Origin of the sequence: Proteiniphilum propionicum (genome assembly GCF_022267555.1) — a bacterium.
Lineage (GTDB): Bacteria > Bacteroidota > Bacteroidia > Bacteroidales > Dysgonomonadaceae > Proteiniphilum > Proteiniphilum propionicum.
On sequence record NZ_CP073586.1, the window covers coordinates 3490585 to 3507439 of the forward strand.

General features: G+C 42.7%; 14 protein-coding genes. 7 read left to right on the forward strand and 7 right to left on the reverse strand.

All coding sequences use genetic code 11. The features are described from left to right. Positions 1-220: 220 nt before the first annotated feature. Positions 221-2119: a biosynthetic arginine decarboxylase gene (speA, locus tag KDN43_RS14435; RefSeq protein WP_238867230.1), complete on the forward strand. Its 1899-nt coding sequence runs from the start codon at positions 221-223 to the stop codon at positions 2117-2119. Positions 2120-2170: 51 nt separating this feature from the next. Here speA and KDN43_RS14440 read toward each other — a convergent pair whose 3' ends face one another. Next, on the reverse strand, positions 2171-3067 hold the full coding sequence (locus KDN43_RS14440; protein WP_238867232.1) for a cation diffusion facilitator family transporter: 897 nt from the start codon (positions 3065-3067) through the stop codon (positions 2171-2173). 95 nt (positions 3068-3162) lie between these two features. Between KDN43_RS14440 and KDN43_RS14445 the strand changes: the two genes are divergently transcribed. From KDN43_RS14445 to KDN43_RS14455, 3 genes are all read left to right on the forward strand, one after another. Beyond that, on the forward strand, positions 3163-3990 hold the full coding sequence (locus tag KDN43_RS14445) for a DUF4349 domain-containing protein (protein ID WP_238867234.1): 828 nt from the start codon (positions 3163-3165) through the stop codon (positions 3988-3990). A gap of 26 nt (positions 3991-4016) precedes the next feature. After that, on the forward strand, positions 4017-6164 hold the full coding sequence (locus KDN43_RS14450) for a S9 family peptidase (RefSeq protein ID WP_238867235.1): 2148 nt from the start codon (positions 4017-4019) through the stop codon (positions 6162-6164). A 110-nt stretch (positions 6165-6274) separates the two neighbouring features. Further along, positions 6275-6634: a DUF488 domain-containing protein gene (locus tag KDN43_RS14455; RefSeq protein ID WP_238867237.1), complete on the forward strand. Its 360-nt coding sequence runs from the start codon at positions 6275-6277 to the stop codon at positions 6632-6634. Positions 6635-6673: 39 nt separating this feature from the next. On the opposite strand, the gene KDN43_RS14460 is transcribed toward KDN43_RS14455, so the two are convergent. After that, positions 6674-7261, reverse strand: a complete 588-nt coding sequence (locus KDN43_RS14460; RefSeq protein ID WP_238867239.1) for a manganese efflux pump MntP — start codon at positions 7259-7261, stop codon at positions 6674-6676. A gap of 441 nt (positions 7262-7702) precedes the next feature. Between KDN43_RS14460 and KDN43_RS14465 the strand changes: the two genes are divergently transcribed. From KDN43_RS14465 to KDN43_RS14475, 3 genes are all read left to right on the forward strand, one after another. Beyond that, positions 7703-8890, forward strand: a complete 1188-nt coding sequence (locus KDN43_RS14465) for a glutamate-5-semialdehyde dehydrogenase (protein ID WP_238867241.1) — start codon at positions 7703-7705, stop codon at positions 8888-8890. A 1-nt stretch (position 8891) separates the two neighbouring features. After that, positions 8892-9650 (forward strand): glutamate 5-kinase, encoded by a 759-nt coding sequence (gene proB / locus KDN43_RS14470; RefSeq protein WP_238867243.1) that lies wholly within the window; start codon positions 8892-8894, stop codon positions 9648-9650. Between the two features lie 86 nt (positions 9651-9736). Next, positions 9737-10519, forward strand: coding sequence for a pyrroline-5-carboxylate reductase family protein (locus KDN43_RS14475; protein WP_238867246.1), 783 nt, complete (start codon positions 9737-9739; stop codon positions 10517-10519). On the opposite strand, the gene KDN43_RS14480 is transcribed toward KDN43_RS14475, so the two are convergent. From KDN43_RS14480 to gyrB, 5 genes are all read right to left on the reverse strand, one after another. Further along, entirely contained in the window at positions 10516-10947 is a 432-nt protein-coding gene (locus tag KDN43_RS14480) for a SufE family protein (protein WP_238867248.1), read from the reverse strand. The two genes, KDN43_RS14475 and KDN43_RS14480, sit on opposite strands and share 4 nt — an antisense overlap. 46 nt (positions 10948-10993) lie before the next feature. Beyond that, on the reverse strand, positions 10994-11998 hold the full coding sequence (locus KDN43_RS14485) for a M28 family peptidase (RefSeq protein WP_238867250.1): 1005 nt from the start codon (positions 11996-11998) through the stop codon (positions 10994-10996). A gap of 271 nt (positions 11999-12269) precedes the next feature. Continuing rightward, positions 12270-13784, reverse strand: a complete 1515-nt coding sequence (locus tag KDN43_RS14490) for a potassium/proton antiporter (protein WP_238867252.1) — start codon at positions 13782-13784, stop codon at positions 12270-12272. 15 nt (positions 13785-13799) lie between these two features. After that, entirely contained in the window at positions 13800-14705 is a 906-nt protein-coding gene (locus KDN43_RS14495; RefSeq protein WP_238867254.1) for a S66 peptidase family protein, read from the reverse strand. Between the two features lie 18 nt (positions 14706-14723). Then, positions 14724-16682, reverse strand: a complete 1959-nt coding sequence (gene gyrB / locus KDN43_RS14500) for a DNA topoisomerase (ATP-hydrolyzing) subunit B (protein ID WP_238867256.1) — start codon at positions 16680-16682, stop codon at positions 14724-14726. Positions 16683-16855 lie beyond the last annotated feature (173 nt).

Sequence of the window (16855 nt, forward strand, 5' to 3'; positions counted from 1 at the left end):
TCTTTTACATATATATATATATGATGCTTTTAAGCAGTAAAAGTTGCATGTTTATCATTAAAAAAAGTTATAATATACTTTACTTCCTGATATATCTGCATAAACAATTTGTTTTCCATATCATTTTAACCATTGCAACATTAAATGACAAAATTAATCACTATTTTTGTGTGCTGATTTGTCAGTTTTAATGTATCACCTTTAATTAGTGTTTGTTGGAATGAGAAAATGGCGAATTGAAGATTCGGAAGAGTTGTATAATATCAACGGATGGGGAAATGGTTATTTCTCCATAAACGAAAAGGGGCATGTTCAGGTTACACCACGTAAAAAAGAGGGCAGTAGCGTTGATCTGAGCGATCTGATGCGTGAACTTTATCTTCGAGATGTTTCCTCTCCTGTACTGATACGTTTTCCCGAGATACTTGATAACAGAATCGAAAAAATATCCAACAGTTTCGCCATTGCCTCAAAAGAGTATGAATACGAAGCCCAGCACTATATTATCTACCCCATCAAGGTAAACCAGATGCGCCAGGTAGTTGAAGAGATCGTATCAAGCGGAAAGCGATTCCACATAGGACTGGAAGCAGGCTCAAAACCGGAACTCCATGCAGTGCTTGCCATCAACACGGAAAGCAACTCCTTTATTATCTGTAACGGCTATAAAGATGAAAGTTATATAGAACTGGCTCTACTTGCACAAAAGATGGGTAAAAAAGTGTTTATAGTGGTGGAAAAGCTGAATGAGCTGGGCCTGACCATCAAGATAGCTAAGCGGCTGAAAGTAAAGCCAAACATAGGCATACGTGTGAAGCTGGCCAGTTCCGGAAGCGGCAAGTGGGAGGAGTCGGGCGGTGACGGCAGCAAGTTCGGGCTCAATTCCAGTGAACTGCTGGAAGCTTTGGAAGTACTCAGAGATAATAACCTGAGCGAATGTTTCAGGCTGATTCACTTTCATATCGGTAGTCAGATCACAAAGATACGCCGCATCAAGACAGCCCTTCGCGAAGCAGCCCAGTTCTACGTGCAACTGCATTCTATGGGTTTTAAAATTGAGTTCGTAGATATCGGCGGTGGCCTGGGGGTTGATTATGACGGAACCCGCTCCTCTTTTACCGAAAACAGCATCAACTATTCAATACAGGAGTATGTAAACGACTCAATCTTCACTTTCGTGGATGCTGCCAACAAGAATGGAATACCCCACCCAAATATTATTACCGAATCGGGGCGAGCGCTCACGGCACACCATTCGGTGCTGATTTTTGAAGTACTGGAAACCGCTACACTTCCCGAATGGTCGGAGGAGATGGATATTGAGGATAACGATCACGAGCTGGTAAAAGAGCTCTATAACATATGGGATTCACTTACACAGGCACGCATGCTGGAAGCCTGGCATGATGCTCAGCAAATACGTGAAGAATCCCTCGACCTTTTCAGCCTGGGTATGCTCGATTTGAAGACCAGGGCACAAGTTGAACAGCTATACTTTTCAATTGCTCGAGAGATCAACATTACCAGCAATCGTTCTAAACATGCACCCGAAGAATTGCGCCAGTTATCGAGTCTGCTACCAGACAAATATTTCTGCAACTTCTCTCTGTTTCAGTCGCTTCCCGACTCATGGGCTATTGACCAGGTATTTCCCATAATTCCTATTCATCGATTAGACGAAAGACCCGACAAAACAGCCACTCTACAGGATATCACATGTGATTCGGATGGAAAAATTGCCAATTTTGCCTCTCAGGATGGCTTCCGTTCATCATATCTCCCCGTTCACTCTCTAAAAAAGAACGAATCTTATTATATTGGCGTATTTCTAGTAGGAGCTTATCAGGAGATATTGGGCGATCTGCACAACCTGTTCGGCGACACCAATGTAGTGCACGTATCCACCAGTGAAACAGGCTACAAAATAGACCAGGTGATTGATGGTGAGTCGGTAGCCGAAGTGCTGGAGTATGCTCAATACAACCCGAAAAAACTTGTGCGGACTGTAGAAACATGGGTGATGAGTTCTGTGAAACAGGGAAAAATCTCAGTGGAGGAAGGGAAGGAGTTCCTCTCAAACTACCGCTCAGGATTGTACGGGTATACTTATTTGGAATAATCTGTTCAAGGTAAGCAGATATGTCTGTTTACGAAACAGGTGTAATATTTATCAGCAATCTTCCAAAGCACAATCCTCGTCATACGATTCAAGTTCTATTGTAGAATGCTGTATTCCCATAGACATTAATCTTTTACGGATAAGTAGTTTCAGACGTTGGTGCTCTTCCATAGTTAGGGCATCTTTAAGTACAACATGGATAGTCATGACGTTGTATTCACCATCTACCGACCAGGCATGTATATCATGCACGCTCTGAACCTCATTGATATCCATGATCGACTGCTTCACCTCTTCCATATCCAATTCAAGGGGACTTCCCTGCAGAATGATATGCAGACTCCGACGAATATTACTGTACACATTATAAAGGATGAAAAGAGATATGGCAACGGAAAGCAGAGGATCGATAAAGGGAGCATCGATGAAATACATTATACCCGCTCCTATAAGTACAGCCATCCATCCCAGCACATCTTCAAGCATATGCAGAGATACTACCCGTTCATTAATAGAACTTCCCTTTCTCAGGCGAATGACCGCCAGTCCGTTGATAATCACGCCCAACACTGCGAGCAGCAACATACCCTTCACATCGGGTTGCTGAGGGTTGAACAGACGGGGAATGGCGTGAGCAAGGATTACCACGCTTCCCACTATCAGTACTAACGAATTTATTACTGCACCCAACAACGAAAATCGTTTGAAGCCATATGTATACTCCTTTGTACGCGGTTTTTTCGCAACTTTCTGAAAATACCATGATAAGCCGAGCGAAAAGCTGTCGCCCAGGTCGTGAACGGCATCCGAAAGTATCGCTACGCTGTTGGTCAGCAGCCCTCCGGCAAGCTCGATAAACGTAAAAGTTAGATTCAGGAAAAATGCCGCTTTGATGTTCTTCACATCTTCGTGCCGAGGTTTTTGTTCGTGTGAATGCATTTCAATCATCAAGTTCAGATTATAACGTTATGAGAAAAAGATTGTTCATATAGTTTTCTCAAAAGAAATGTGTACTTTTGCTCTTTATTATATGAAAAATTGTTATGAGACGATCAATCAGGTCTTTTATATTTATATTACTGCTTCTTTCTCTGACTTTTTGTGATAGGGGTTCAAAAAACAATGTTTATAAAGAGATCGAAACAGATAAAGAGGCTATAATGCCAGCCGCCACGCTTCCGGTAACTTCAGAAGCAGGAGATAGGGATACTCAAATTCAGGAGCGAAAACTTACCAAAACGGGTACAATTCGTTTTCGCACTTCGGACATGAACAAAACAGAAAATGATATAAACAGAACTGTTACTGATTTAAAAGGTTATATATCAAATGAAACCACGTCAGGATATGAAAATAGGACAGAGAATACACTCACGATTCGCGTTCCATCAGAAAATTTTGATAATCTGTTGCAAAAAATCGAATCCTTCTCATTAAAAATTGACTATAAAAGTTTTGATGTACATGACGTTACCCAGGAATATTATGACCTGGTCACACGTATTAATACAAAAAAAGAGATTGAAGCACGTTATCAGGAACTGTTGAAACGCGCCAATACAGTGGAAGATATCCTGAAGATTGAAGAGCAAATAGGAAAAATTCAAACTGAGATTGAATCTGCAGAAGGCAGTATGCGTTATCTTTCCAAACAGGTTGATTACAGCACACTAACGGTTACTTATTACGTCATAAACAGACAATTCAGTTTTTTTGATAAAATAAGCAACGCATTCAAAAACGGATGGAGCAACCTGCTCTGGGTGCTGATAGGCATCACTAATCTATGGGCTATTATCTTATTATCTTTTATTCTTTGGTTATCAGCCGTTTATATAAAAAAAGAGAAGAGGAAGAAGAAAAAGGAATAATATATAAAATCTTAATTGAACTTATCATGAAATCAAAAAATTTAATTGCAGTCTACGCAATGGCATTATTATCTCTATCGTGCAATCCTAAAAAAGAAGAAGTGAAGATTTTAAAGCAATCCGATTTTCCTGCCCCCCCGGTGGCAGAAATAAATTCCGTTACGTTTACAAATTTCGGAAAACAACGCATCGACAACTACTATTGGCTGAAGGACAAAAAAAATCCTAAGGTGATAGATTATCTGAAAGCCGAGAATGCATATACAGATAGCTTAATGGCTTCTACGGAAACTCTCAGGCAAACCATCTACAATGAAATTGTAGGGCGCATAAAAGAGGACGATGAAACATATCCCTCTTTTAGCGATGGCTATTACTACTACAGCCGTACGGAAAAAGGGAAACAGTACCGTACCTATTGTCGCCGCAAAGGTACAATGGAGGCACCGGAAGAGATTATCTTTGATGTGAACAGGATGGCTGAAGGTAAACCGGCATTTATTTTTGCAGGGTATTCCATCAGCCCCGACAACAGCAAAGCAGCCTATTTTTTCAATGAAACAGGTTCGTATGCCGAGTTCATGATGAAAGTGAAAGATCTCGCCTCTGGCGAAGAGGTGGGTTTCAGTGTCAGTGGAGCTACCTCTGCAGCATGGGCAAACGACAACGAAACGCTATTTTACAGCACTATAGACAACACATTACGTTCCTGTTATATATATCGGCGTATGCTCGACTCTCCCGAAGGTACGCTTGTCTATGAAGAGACGGACAACAAATTCAGTACATACGTTTCAGGCAGTAAAACCAAAGAGTATATTTTTATAGGCTGTACCAGCTCAACTACATCTGAAGAACGATACATTAGGGCCGATCGTCCGATGGATGAATTCAAAATTTTCTTTCCCCGTGTAAAAGATGTAGAATACAGCATTTATCCTCATAAAGAGAAATTTTTTATGCGCTATAAGGATAAAGAAAACCTGAACGGGATGATTTTTGAACTTCCGCTCAATGGATACGAGGAGCGGTCGGCCTGGAAAGTTTTTGTGCCACATAACAAAAATGTTCGCATAGAAGGGATTGATATCCTGAAAGACTATGTGTCGATGGAATTGCGCAAAAACGGACTTACTGAGATACAGGTCAAACCTGTTTCGGGCAATAATGTAAAGACCATTGCTTTTCCTGAGCCAGTCTATTCTGCATGGCTAAGTGGAAATCCGGAGTATGATGCCATTACCTTCCGCTATTCCTACACATCTCTCAACCGGCCCACCACGCTTTATGAGTACAATATTGAAACGGGAAAAACAGAGAAACTGAAGGAACAGGAGATACCGTCAGGGTTCAATCCAGATGATTATTCAGTAGAACGCCTCTGGGCGACCGCTCCGGATGGAGTAAAGGTCCCGATGGCAGTTGTTTATAAAAAGGGATTGAAGAAAGATGGTAGCAGCCCTGCACTTATCTACTCATACGGAAGTTACGGCAGCAGCTCTGATGTTTATTTCAGTGCAAGCATGTATAGCCTGATAGATAGAGGATTCGTGTACGCTATCGCCCAGATCCGGGGTGGCAGTGATCTTGGAGAACAGTGGTACGAGGATGGGAAGTTGCTCAGGAAAAAGAACACTTTCAACGATTTCATTGCCTGCAGTGAGAAACTGGTGCAAGAGGGTTATACCTCCCCCTGCAAGCTGGCTGCCATGGGAGGAAGTGCGGGCGGACTGCTGATGGGTGCAGTTGCGAATATGCGCCCGGACCTATATAATACCATCGTAGCACAGGTACCCTTTGTGGATGTTATAAACACAATGCTCGACGACACACTGCCGCTAACGACCGGCGAATACGAGGAGTGGGGTAACCCCAACGAGGAGGAGTATTATAACTATATCCTCTCCTACTCGCCATATGACAATATAAAGGCTCAAGATTATCCAAACATTCTAGTGACAGGTGGAATAAACGACTCACAGGTGTTATTCCACGAACCCGCCAAGTACGTGGCAAAACTCCGGTCGCTAAAAACCGACAATAATATCCTGCTGCTTCGTATTAATATGGACTCGGGACACGGAGGGGCCACCGGACGTTACGAAGGAATAAAAGACACCGCTTTCGAGTTCGCCTTCATCCTGAACCGCGCAGGAATAGCGAAGCAGATCTGAACTTACAGGACAACTTATTCGTTATAACCTGGGAACCGGTTAGTTTCCGGAAACGAATAATGACTTACCCTTCAACCATAGAAGGAGGGAAGAATAATCCTGAATAAACAATGATCGGAATTAAGCGTATATATGAACAATTGGGCGACGACGGCTACCGTATATTGATAGACAGACTCTGGCCACGCGGTTTATCGAAAGAAAAAGTACATGTAGATCTCTGGATGAAAGAGATAGCTCCGTCAACAGAGTTACGGAAATGGTTTCATCACGATCCCGCCAAATGGAACGAGTTTGACAGGTTATACAGGAAAGAGCTGACCGAAAAGGGAGAGCTTCTGCAACAGATAAAAGATCTGGAAAAGGAGCATGGAAAAGTCACATTGCTCTATGCTGCAAAGGACGGGGATCATTCTCAGGCAGCGGTTCTGATTGAGGTATTATCCGGCAGAGAGGTTTTATCATCCTGAAAAGAGACTCGATGTCAAGCGAAGAAAAGAAATAGAAAATCAACCACCATTAAAAAGATGTTCCAGCAATATTTTCAATCCTATTACTGTAAGGATAACTCCACCTAAAATCTCGAAATTGAATCTGAATTTATTTCCAAGACGAACACCAAGAAAGATACCTGTGAAGGAAAAAAGAATTGTTACCAATGCAATAGCAACTACTGCTGAGAGTATTGTTCCGGGATAAGTGGCAAAGATTAACCCTGTTGCCATGGCATCAATACTTGTAGCAACAGCCAGTATACATACTCTCTTCCAATCGATGGACAGATTTGCTCTGCAATCACAGCCTATACAGTCTGGTTCACCTTCAGGCAATAAACCTTCGTATATCATTTTAAATCCCAAAAGAACTAAAATACCGAATGCGACCCAATGATCAAGCTGCTTTATCCAGGCCGACAGCCCAATACCCAGCAGATATCCCGCCAGAGGCATCAAACCCTGGAACAGACCAAATACGATGGCAATCTTGAGTGATCTCCAGACGTAAAAACGTTTACGACACATGCCCTTGCCAATGCAGACAGCAAAAGAGTCCATCGCCAGTCCTACGGCAATAATGATTATTGAAAGTAAATCCACTTATATCTTAAAAGAGGTGCAAAGTTACCATTTTAGCCGGAATTATTCGCGATATTTTCTGAAAACCACGCCTGAGCGTTGAACTTCTGAGTAGATCTTAACCGGAAATGGTGTTCTTATGAACCGAATTTAATCGAAAAAATTGGACTTATAAGTTGAACTTAACCTCTGGTTATTGCATCTCTTTATCTAACCTATCCGTAAACTAACATTGCTGTTACGGTTTAAGATTCTACACGTGAGTCTCCTCCGATAAGTCTTTTTTCTTGAAAATTTCAAAAGATGATCATTGATTTTCAACTTATTGAAAATCAATAAAATTGGGTTTCGAGGTTTTCGGAGAGGACTCACACGTTAAAATAATAAATAGATGTACAAACATGTTGTTTAAGAATAAATTGCTACCTTTGGGGCCGAAATAATTTCTTTTTTTATAGCAATATGGATATAACACAAAAAAATAGCGTGTTATCATCCCTTGCCTTTCTGTTACAACAAAACAGGAAGGAGATCATGGATGCCAATAACACCGATATGCTGGCTTTTCCCGATATGGACGATTCAATGAAAGATCGCCTGAAGGTAGATGAGAAAAAAATTGAAGGGATGATACGCTCACTCGAGGAGGTGGCTTTACAACCCGACCCCGAAGGAAAAATATTGTATGAGATTGCACGTGAAGACGGGTTAAGGATTGTAAACAGAACAGTCCCGTTTGGGACAATTCTTATTATTTACGAGTCGCGTCCCGATGTTACCATTGAAGCGGCGGCTACCGCTTTCAAAGCTGGTAACCGCATTCTGCTTAAAGGAGGCAAAGAGGCTTCTAATACTAACATTTTGCTTACAGAGCTTTGGCAACGGGCGCTGTCGGAAAATGGAGCCGACAAAAGTTATGTGAAATACCTGAGCCTGTCCCGCGAAGAGACCCAGATGCTTATCAAGGAAAACAGTCATAAGGCGGATCTGATAATTCCGCGTGGTGGAGAAGGGCTAATCAGGTTTGTGCAGGAGAACTCTTCCGTTCCGGTGATTGTAAGCGGCAGGGGGAACAATTTTCTGTATGTGGATGATGATTCAGATTTCAAAATGGCCATTCAGCTGATATTGAATGGTAAAAAGCGTATAAGCGTATGCAACGCTATCGATAAGGTGCTCATAAACAAAAGACTGCATCAGCTGGAGAAAAAGCTTAATGACCTTGTAACGCAACTATTGGAGAATAGTATCGAGGTATGGGGAAACAGGGAGATAGCATCCCTTTGCCATTTCATCAAGGAGGAGAACGATGCACATACACTTTGTGAGGAGTACCTGGCTCCGAAACTCTACCTTTCTCTCGTAGATACTGAATCTGAAGCCATTGAAATGATCAACCGCTACTCCGGAGGGCATACTGCGGTAATCGTCACCAATAATTCAGGGAAAGCAGGAGATTTCATGCAAAAGGTGGACTGTGCAGCAGTGTATCATAACGCCTCTTCACGTTTTACCGACGGTGGACAGTTTGGCGTAGGTGCTGAAATAGCTATCAGCACGCAAAAACTTCACTTCCGCGGTCCCCTGGGGACACAGGAGCTTGTGACAAACAAATGGTTCGTCTTTGGAAACGGACATATCAGGGAATAATATGAAAAAGAAACTGATCATAAAAATTGGCACTTCCACGCTGACGGCAGGAACAAACAGAATATCATTTGCCGTAATCGAGAGTCTGGCACGTCAGATCGTGGAGTTGAAGAACGAATATGATGTGGTAATCGTATCATCAGGAGCTATAGCTACCGCTAGGCAATTTGTTGAGATCAACGGATTTAACAAACGGGTAGATTCAAAACAGGCTATGGCTGCTATCGGTCAGACCAAGTTGATTGAGCTTTACGACACTATCTTCCGTACTTTTGGATTGAATATCGCTCAGATACTTCTTACCTACCGCGACTTTGAGAACCCGGTTGCTAACGAAAATACCCGGAACACCATCAAAAGGCTGTGGCATGCCGATTATATACCGATAGTGAATGAGAACGACACTGTTTCCATCGAGGAGATCGTACTGGGAGATAACGATAAGCTGTCGGCACTTGTTGCTGTGATTACGGAAGCGGATCTGCTGATCATTGTATCGGATATTGATGGAATATTCAACAAAAACCCTCACCTTCACCCTGATGCACAGCTTATTACAGATGTGGCTGATTTAAACTCTATCGAAGGATGCATAGAAGAAAAGGAATCTACTCTGGGCACAGGAGGTATGTCATCTAAAGTGCATGCTGCTGAAATATGTATGAAGAGCGGAGTAGAGATGTGGATAGTTAACGGACAGCGTGCTAATTATATAATTAAGGCTCTGAAAAAACAGATTCCTTTCACAAAATTTAAGTAAAGTAAATACTCACAGAGTTACATAGAAGATCTAAAAATAGAAATATTCACGTAGTATTAAAGATTAAGAGTCAAAAACAGAAGGCAATGAAACATGGATTTATAGGATTCGGCAATCTGGCAAGAGCGGTTTATCATGGATTGAAAGATGAGAAAGAGATGGAGTTCGCCTATTTTAACAGAAACCGAAAAGAGGTTGATATATTATTTTGTGATAAAATGGAAGACCTGGTCACCTTTTCCGATGTCATATGGCTGGCGGTAAAGCCACAGGACCTTGCCGGTATATTAGATCAGTTGAAGAAGTTCGATATAAAAGGGAAGGCTATCGTTTCACCTGTAGCAGGAAAGAGTATTTCATATATTGAAAAGTATTTGGGAAAGGAGCATCTTATAGTGCGTATTATGCCCAATCTGGCTATGGCTTATCGCAAATCGGTGACAGCTTTTGCCACCAACCGTCCGGGCAACAAAAAGGCTATGTATGTTTGCCGTATTATGGGTAAGCTGGGAAAAGTAGTACAGCTTGAGGAGAGCGGGTTCGACCTTTTTACCTCTGTGTTCGGAAGTGGCCCGGCATTTATACTGGCGTTTATTCAGATCTTCAAGAATAAGATGCAGGAATTTAATCTGCCCGGGCCTCTCCTTGACGAACTTTTGCTTGAACTTACACAGGGGACCACAATATATTTTGCCCAAAACCAGAAGCAATACAGCATTGAAGAGCTGATAAGAAATATTACAAGCAAGGGAGGCACCACGCAGGCAGGATTGGATTATTTCCGCTTACACGAGTTGGGAAAGCATTTCGAGGGTGTACTCGATGCCGCCAGAAACAGGTCGGCTGAAATGAGCAGTAACGGGAATTAGTTTTTTTCTGCTTTGGCTTTATATGCAATAGCATAATAACGGATCTGTTTAATTACTGAGAGCAGCCCGTTGGAGCGTGTTGGTGAAAGATGTTCGGTAAGTCCTATCTCTTTCATAAAACGCAAATCCACACTGATAATCTCATCCGGAGTGCGCCCATTAAACACACGCAGTACAAGCGCCAGAAGGCCTTTAACAATAATAGCATCGCTCTCGGCCTGAAAATAGAGCTTGCCGTCACAATAATCTGTCTGCAACCAGACCCTGCTCTGACATCCCTGGATGATATTCTCGGGAATCTTGTATTTCTCATCTAGAGGCTGCAGGGCATTACCCTGTTCTATGATGATCGCGTATTTATCCATCCAGTCATCGTAAATGCTGAATTCTTCAATAATCTCTTGTTGTACTTCGTTTATCGTCTGCATTTTCACTATTTTGTCTTATCATTACCTACTTTTTCCGGTAGCTGAATCAACGGATTTTTTCCGAGTAGACTACCTCCATTACTGTAATACCTACTACTTCCAACGTATTCCGGTCGATATTTCGCATATCATCGCTGAGTGTATGCCAATAAGGAACAAATCCGGTAGGGGAATCCTTTTTCAGATTTATGATGTTTATGCTTGGAGCAAGTTTCATTTGGTTCACCATCAGATGATCATCGGTAATATATCCTCCACTGCCGGAAGAGAAATAACTACCAAAGCCCATTTTGGAAGCTATGCCCCACACTTTTTCCACAACATACGGAGCATATTTCATTGAATACCCCTCTTTCAAAAATGTAGCATTTGCACCACCCACCATATCCAGCAGAATTCCGAAAGAAGCTTTATAACCTTCAACATGCGGCTGTTCAGACCAATATTGGGAACCAAGACACCACCAGTCACCCTCTACCCATTCGCTTTCGAAAGAGGGTTGCCCCCAATCTTCCAGATCGAAGAATATAATATCAATACCCACTTCAGGCGGTTGTTGATGCAGCTGGCGGGCAATCTCAAGCAGTACACCTACACCGCTTGCGCCATCGTCGGCACCCTGAACAGGCTGACGTTGCCTGCCGACATCTGTCTCCTCATCGGCAAAGGGGCGCGAGTCCCAATGGGCAAAAAGCAATACTCTCTTCTCTTTTTCTGGTTGATAGCTCCCAATGATATTGCGTACGGTCAAATTTTTGCCATCGTAGTGAGTAATATTGGCGCGCTGTTCTACTACCCGGGCACCAAATTCAGTCAGTTTTGCAACGAGATAATCGCCACAGGCATTGTGAGCTTCCGTACCGGGAACCCTGGGACCAAAACGCACCTGCTTCTCCACAAACAGATAGGCACTGTCGGCGTTAAATCCAGGTGATAGCCGCCGGTATGGCTCCATAACAACAGTATTCTTGCTTGACTGGCATGAGTTACACGAAATGGTAAACAGCAACCCGGTTATCAATAAAACCGGTATATATATTTTAGTTTTCACTTTCCTCTATTTTTTATTTCTGCAAAGTTATGACTTTCTAATCCGAAAATCTTTATAAATCAAACTTTATTATTACTAGTCTCCAATCAGCTGGCTCTGTTTCGTTCTTTTTCCTCCGGATTTTTTTCAGCCAATATTTTCTCTACTGATTCAATTACTTTCCCGTCAGTAAATCTTTAATTTGTAACGCTTCAACCTGTTCTGGCTACTCTTATTCTCACAATAAATGTCACTTGCATACAGCAAGAAGGTGAAAAATCAAAGGTATACCCTACTTATTCTTCTGATATGAGAAATCTGAAATTCCTATGTTGGAATATGTTTCTTTTAGTGCATCTTCGTCATCAGAAATAACCAATAGTTTATCTCCTGCATGCAGTTCGGTTTGACCGGTCGGCACAAAATACTGCTCTTCTCGTTTAATCATAACCACCAGAGTTTTGTCGGGCAGCGGCATCTCTATCAGATTTTTACCATATGTCAATGTCTCTTCGGTAATTAAAATCTCTGTCATAGCAGATTTTATCTCTTCTGCAAACTCCACATCGAAATCTTCGAAAGCTTTATATTTTGGAGGATTTTCAGCCAGCCCCAGACACCTTGCAACAATAGGCAGGGAAGTCCCCTGTACAAGCAGGGAGACAATAGTTATTACGAATACAATATTGAAAATCCATCTTGCATCCTGCACTCCGGCTGCAAGAGGCAGAATAGCAAAAATAATTGGTACGGCACCTCTCAACCCGACCCAGGATACGTATAGTTTATCTTTGAGGCCTATCTCGCGGAAAGGAGTCAGCGAAAGAAAGACGGCTACCGGACGGCCGATAAATAACAAAAAAAATGATATAATCAATGCCGGTACCAGAACTTGCACCAGCTCGCCCGGGTTAACAAGCAATCCCAGTGTTAGAAAGAGCAGTATCTGGCTCATCCAGGCGAAACCATCCATAAACTTCATAGAAGTACGCTTATGAGAGAATTTTGAGTTCCCGATCACCAATCCGGCAATATATACAGCAAGATATCCGTTACCTTTCAGATAGTAGGTTAACGCAAAGATAAACACACCGAAAGTTAACAGTAAAATTGGATAAAGTGAGGCGTTATCCATTCTGATGCGGTTGATAATGATTACCGCAGCTCTTCCAAGAAGATAACCCATTGCCGTACCTACCACCAGCTGAACAAGTATGTTAAAGGCTACCATTCCGATATTGGGATCACCTCCCGACTGAATGATGCTCATAAACATAAGGGTAAGCATATACGCCATGGGGTCGTTACTACCACTCTCAAGCTCAAGCAAAGGCCTCAGATTATTCTTTAGTACCAATCCTTTGGAGCGAAGTATCCCGAAAACAGAAGCTGAATCGGTAGAAGAGAAGGTAGAGGCTAGCAGCATAGCTGTCAGCAGGCTTATTCCCAAAGAAGGAAACATAAGTCCCGACAACCAGTAGGTGAAAAATCCTGTAAGTATAGCTGTAATTAGTACGCCTAACGTGGCAAGAACTGCACCCGGCCATATTACCGGCCTTATCTCAGTAAACCTGGTATCTAACCCTCCGGAAAAAAGGATGATAGTCAAACAGATTGTTCCTATAGTCTGTGCGGTTTGAACATTGTCGAAAATCAAACCGAACCCATCGGATCCGAAAACCATTCCCACAACTAGAAAAAGCAACAATACAGGAACACCAAAACGATGTCCGGCCTTTCCGACCAGCATGCTTATAAAAAACAAGACAGATCCTACAAGTAACATCAACTCTGTACTGATCGTCATTATGAATAATTTTGTTTATTGAATGAATGTGATATAATCACCACCTATGTTCAACGAGGCATGTTCACCCATGATAAGAGGGTAGTTCTGTTTCACATGCCCCACCGGAAAATCAAAACATACCGGAAAATCGTATTCTCTCACTGCATTGAATATCGATTCTTGTAATGATGAGTACATCCGGGCATCCTCTTCGTAGCCAGTGAACTGTCCAACGATCAACCCTCCGGTTTTCTCAAAGACACCTGAAAGCTTTAACTGATATATCATCCTGTCAACCCGGTATGGAGCTTCACCGATATCCTCTATAAACAAGATGCCTTTGTTGGGGATTTTTACAAACTTAGTACCCATAAGAGCACAAAAGACTGACAGGTTGCCTCCGAAGAGCCTGCCTTCAGCAGTTCCCCTGCGATTCAGAATATCATACTGCCTCACAGGCATCCGATACTCAACAGATTCACCAAACAGGAGACTTCGCATATATCTGACAGCTTCATCTTCTGCTCCTTCGTCAGACAAATGCTTAGCCATAGGCCCATGTACTGACGCAATGCCATTCACCTGCAAAGCGGCGTGAAGAGCAGTGATATCACTAAAACCCACCACCCACTTCGGAAATCTCTTTATACCGGAATAATTAAGCTTATTGAGCATATGAACAACGCCATAACCTCCTCTTGAGCAAAAAACAAGCCTTACTGACGGATCGTCGAATGCTCTTTGCAAATCAGACATCCTTTCCTCTACAGAGCCGCTGAAACGCCCGTTTTCGCAAAGAGCGTTTTCACCTGTCTCAGGCACCAGCCCCCAGGATTCCAATATGGCAACTGCATCCCGTACAACATTTTCGTCAATGTTTCCCGCGGGAGACAAAATGATGGCTCTATCGCCGGATTGCAGTGATGGAGGACGTTTCATCCGTAAAAATCAGATCATTTATGCATCTATATTTGCGTAGGTGGCATTATCTTCAATAAACTCCCTTCGCGGAGCCACCTCCTCGCCCATAAGCATGGAGAATATAATGTCGGCATCGGCAGCATTCTCAATTGTAACCTGTTTCAGGGTACGGTGCTCAGGATTCATTGTTGTTTCCCAGAGTTGTTCTGCATTCATCTCTCCAAGGCCCTTGTAACGCTGTGTATGGATAGCGTTTTCGTTCCCTTCGCCATACTTGTCAATAAAAACCTGTCTCTGGCGATCGTTATAACAGTACTCCTCAATTTTGCCTTTTTTGCAAAGATAGAGTGGCGGAGTTGCTATATATACGTAGCCATTCTCGATGAGAGGCCGCATATAGCGGAAGAAAAATGTAAGAATAAGAGTGTCGATGTGGCTTCCGTCGACATCGGCATCGGTCATCAAAATAATCTTATGATATCTAAGTTTCTCAATATTGAGCTCCTTGGAGTCTTCTTCTGTTCCTATTGATACACCAAGAGCGGTATAAATATTCTTTATCTCTTCGCTCTCCAGTACCTTGTGCGGCATTGCCTTTTCCACGTTGAGTATCTTACCGCGCAATGGCAGAATAGCCTGAAACATGCGGTTACGCCCCTGTTTTGCCGTACCGCCTGCAGAATCGCCCTCCACAAGGAATATCTCACTCTGAACTGGATCTTTGCTAGAGCAGTCGGCCAACTTTCCTGGTAGGCCTGCGCCTGATAGAGGCGATTTGCGCTGAACCATTTCACGGGCTTTACGGGCGGCATGACGTGCTGTAGCTGCCAGGATAACCTTCTCAACAATCACCTTTGCCTCTCTTGGATGCTCTTCCAGATAATTTCTAAGAGCCTCTCCTGTTGCCTGATCCACGGCACCAATCACCTCACTGTTTCCCAGTTTTGTTTTGGTTTGTCCTTCGAACTGTGGTTCGGCAACCTTCACTGAAAGCACCGCGGTAATTCCTTCACGGAAGTCGTCGCCGCTTACCTCCACCTTCACTTTTTCAAGCATTTTGGAGTCTTCAGCATACTTCTTCAGTGTACGCGAGAGGCCTCTCCGGAAACCGGTCAGATGTGTTCCTCCCTCTATAGTATTTATATTATTTACATAAGAGAATATATTCTCATTATAGGTGTCGTTATATGTTAACGCTATCTCAATGGGAATTTCGTTTTTCTCCGTAACTATATGAATAGGTTCACTGATAAGAGGGTCTTTATTTTTATCGATATATCTGACAAACTCCTCCAGGCCCGTTTCGGAATAAAAGCGTTCTGCCTTGAACGACCCGTCATCCCTCACTACCCTTTTATCGGTAAGTGTCAGCGTTATGCCTGCATTCAAATATGCAAGCTCCCGGAGGCGGGTAGCTAGAATGTCATAGCGGTATTCCAATATTGTAAAAATGGAATTATCGGGTTTAAAGGTAATCACCGTGCCGGTCTCTTTTGTTTCGCCAACAATCTTCACATCTGAATAGGGCTTTCCCTGTGAGTATTCCTGTACATATATTTTACCGTTTATGTGAATCTCAGCCTTCAGATATATAGAAAGCGCGTTCACACAGGAGACACCCACACCATGTAGCCCTCCGGAGACCTTATAGGTTCCCTTGTCGAACTTACCACCTGCATGCAGGACCGTAAGCACCACTTCAAGAGCCGATTTTTTCTCTTTTTCGTGATAGTCTACCGGGATTCCGCGTCCGTTGTCTCTTACGGTAACAGAATTATCTTCATTGATAATCACATCTATTTCGGAACAATATCCGGCAAGAGCTTCGTCGATGGAGTTATCCACTACTTCGTACACCAGGTGATGAAGCCCCTTCTCGCTCACATCGCCGATATACATGGCAGGACGTTTACGCACTGCCTCAAGGCCTTCGAGTACCTGTATATTTTGCGCAGAATAACTTCCGCTTGCCGATTTTTTTTCTTCTTCTGACATTTCTTGATTTTTTGTTGAACTATCTCTCTATTCGTCAATTATGATGAGTTATACGGATATTTTTAATGAGAACAAAAGTACGAAAAATTTGTCTCTTCACCAACCATTTTTGGCTTTTTTTGAACTGGATTATATCACCGATAAAAGGTGATTAACTTAACTGAAAGCCTCAT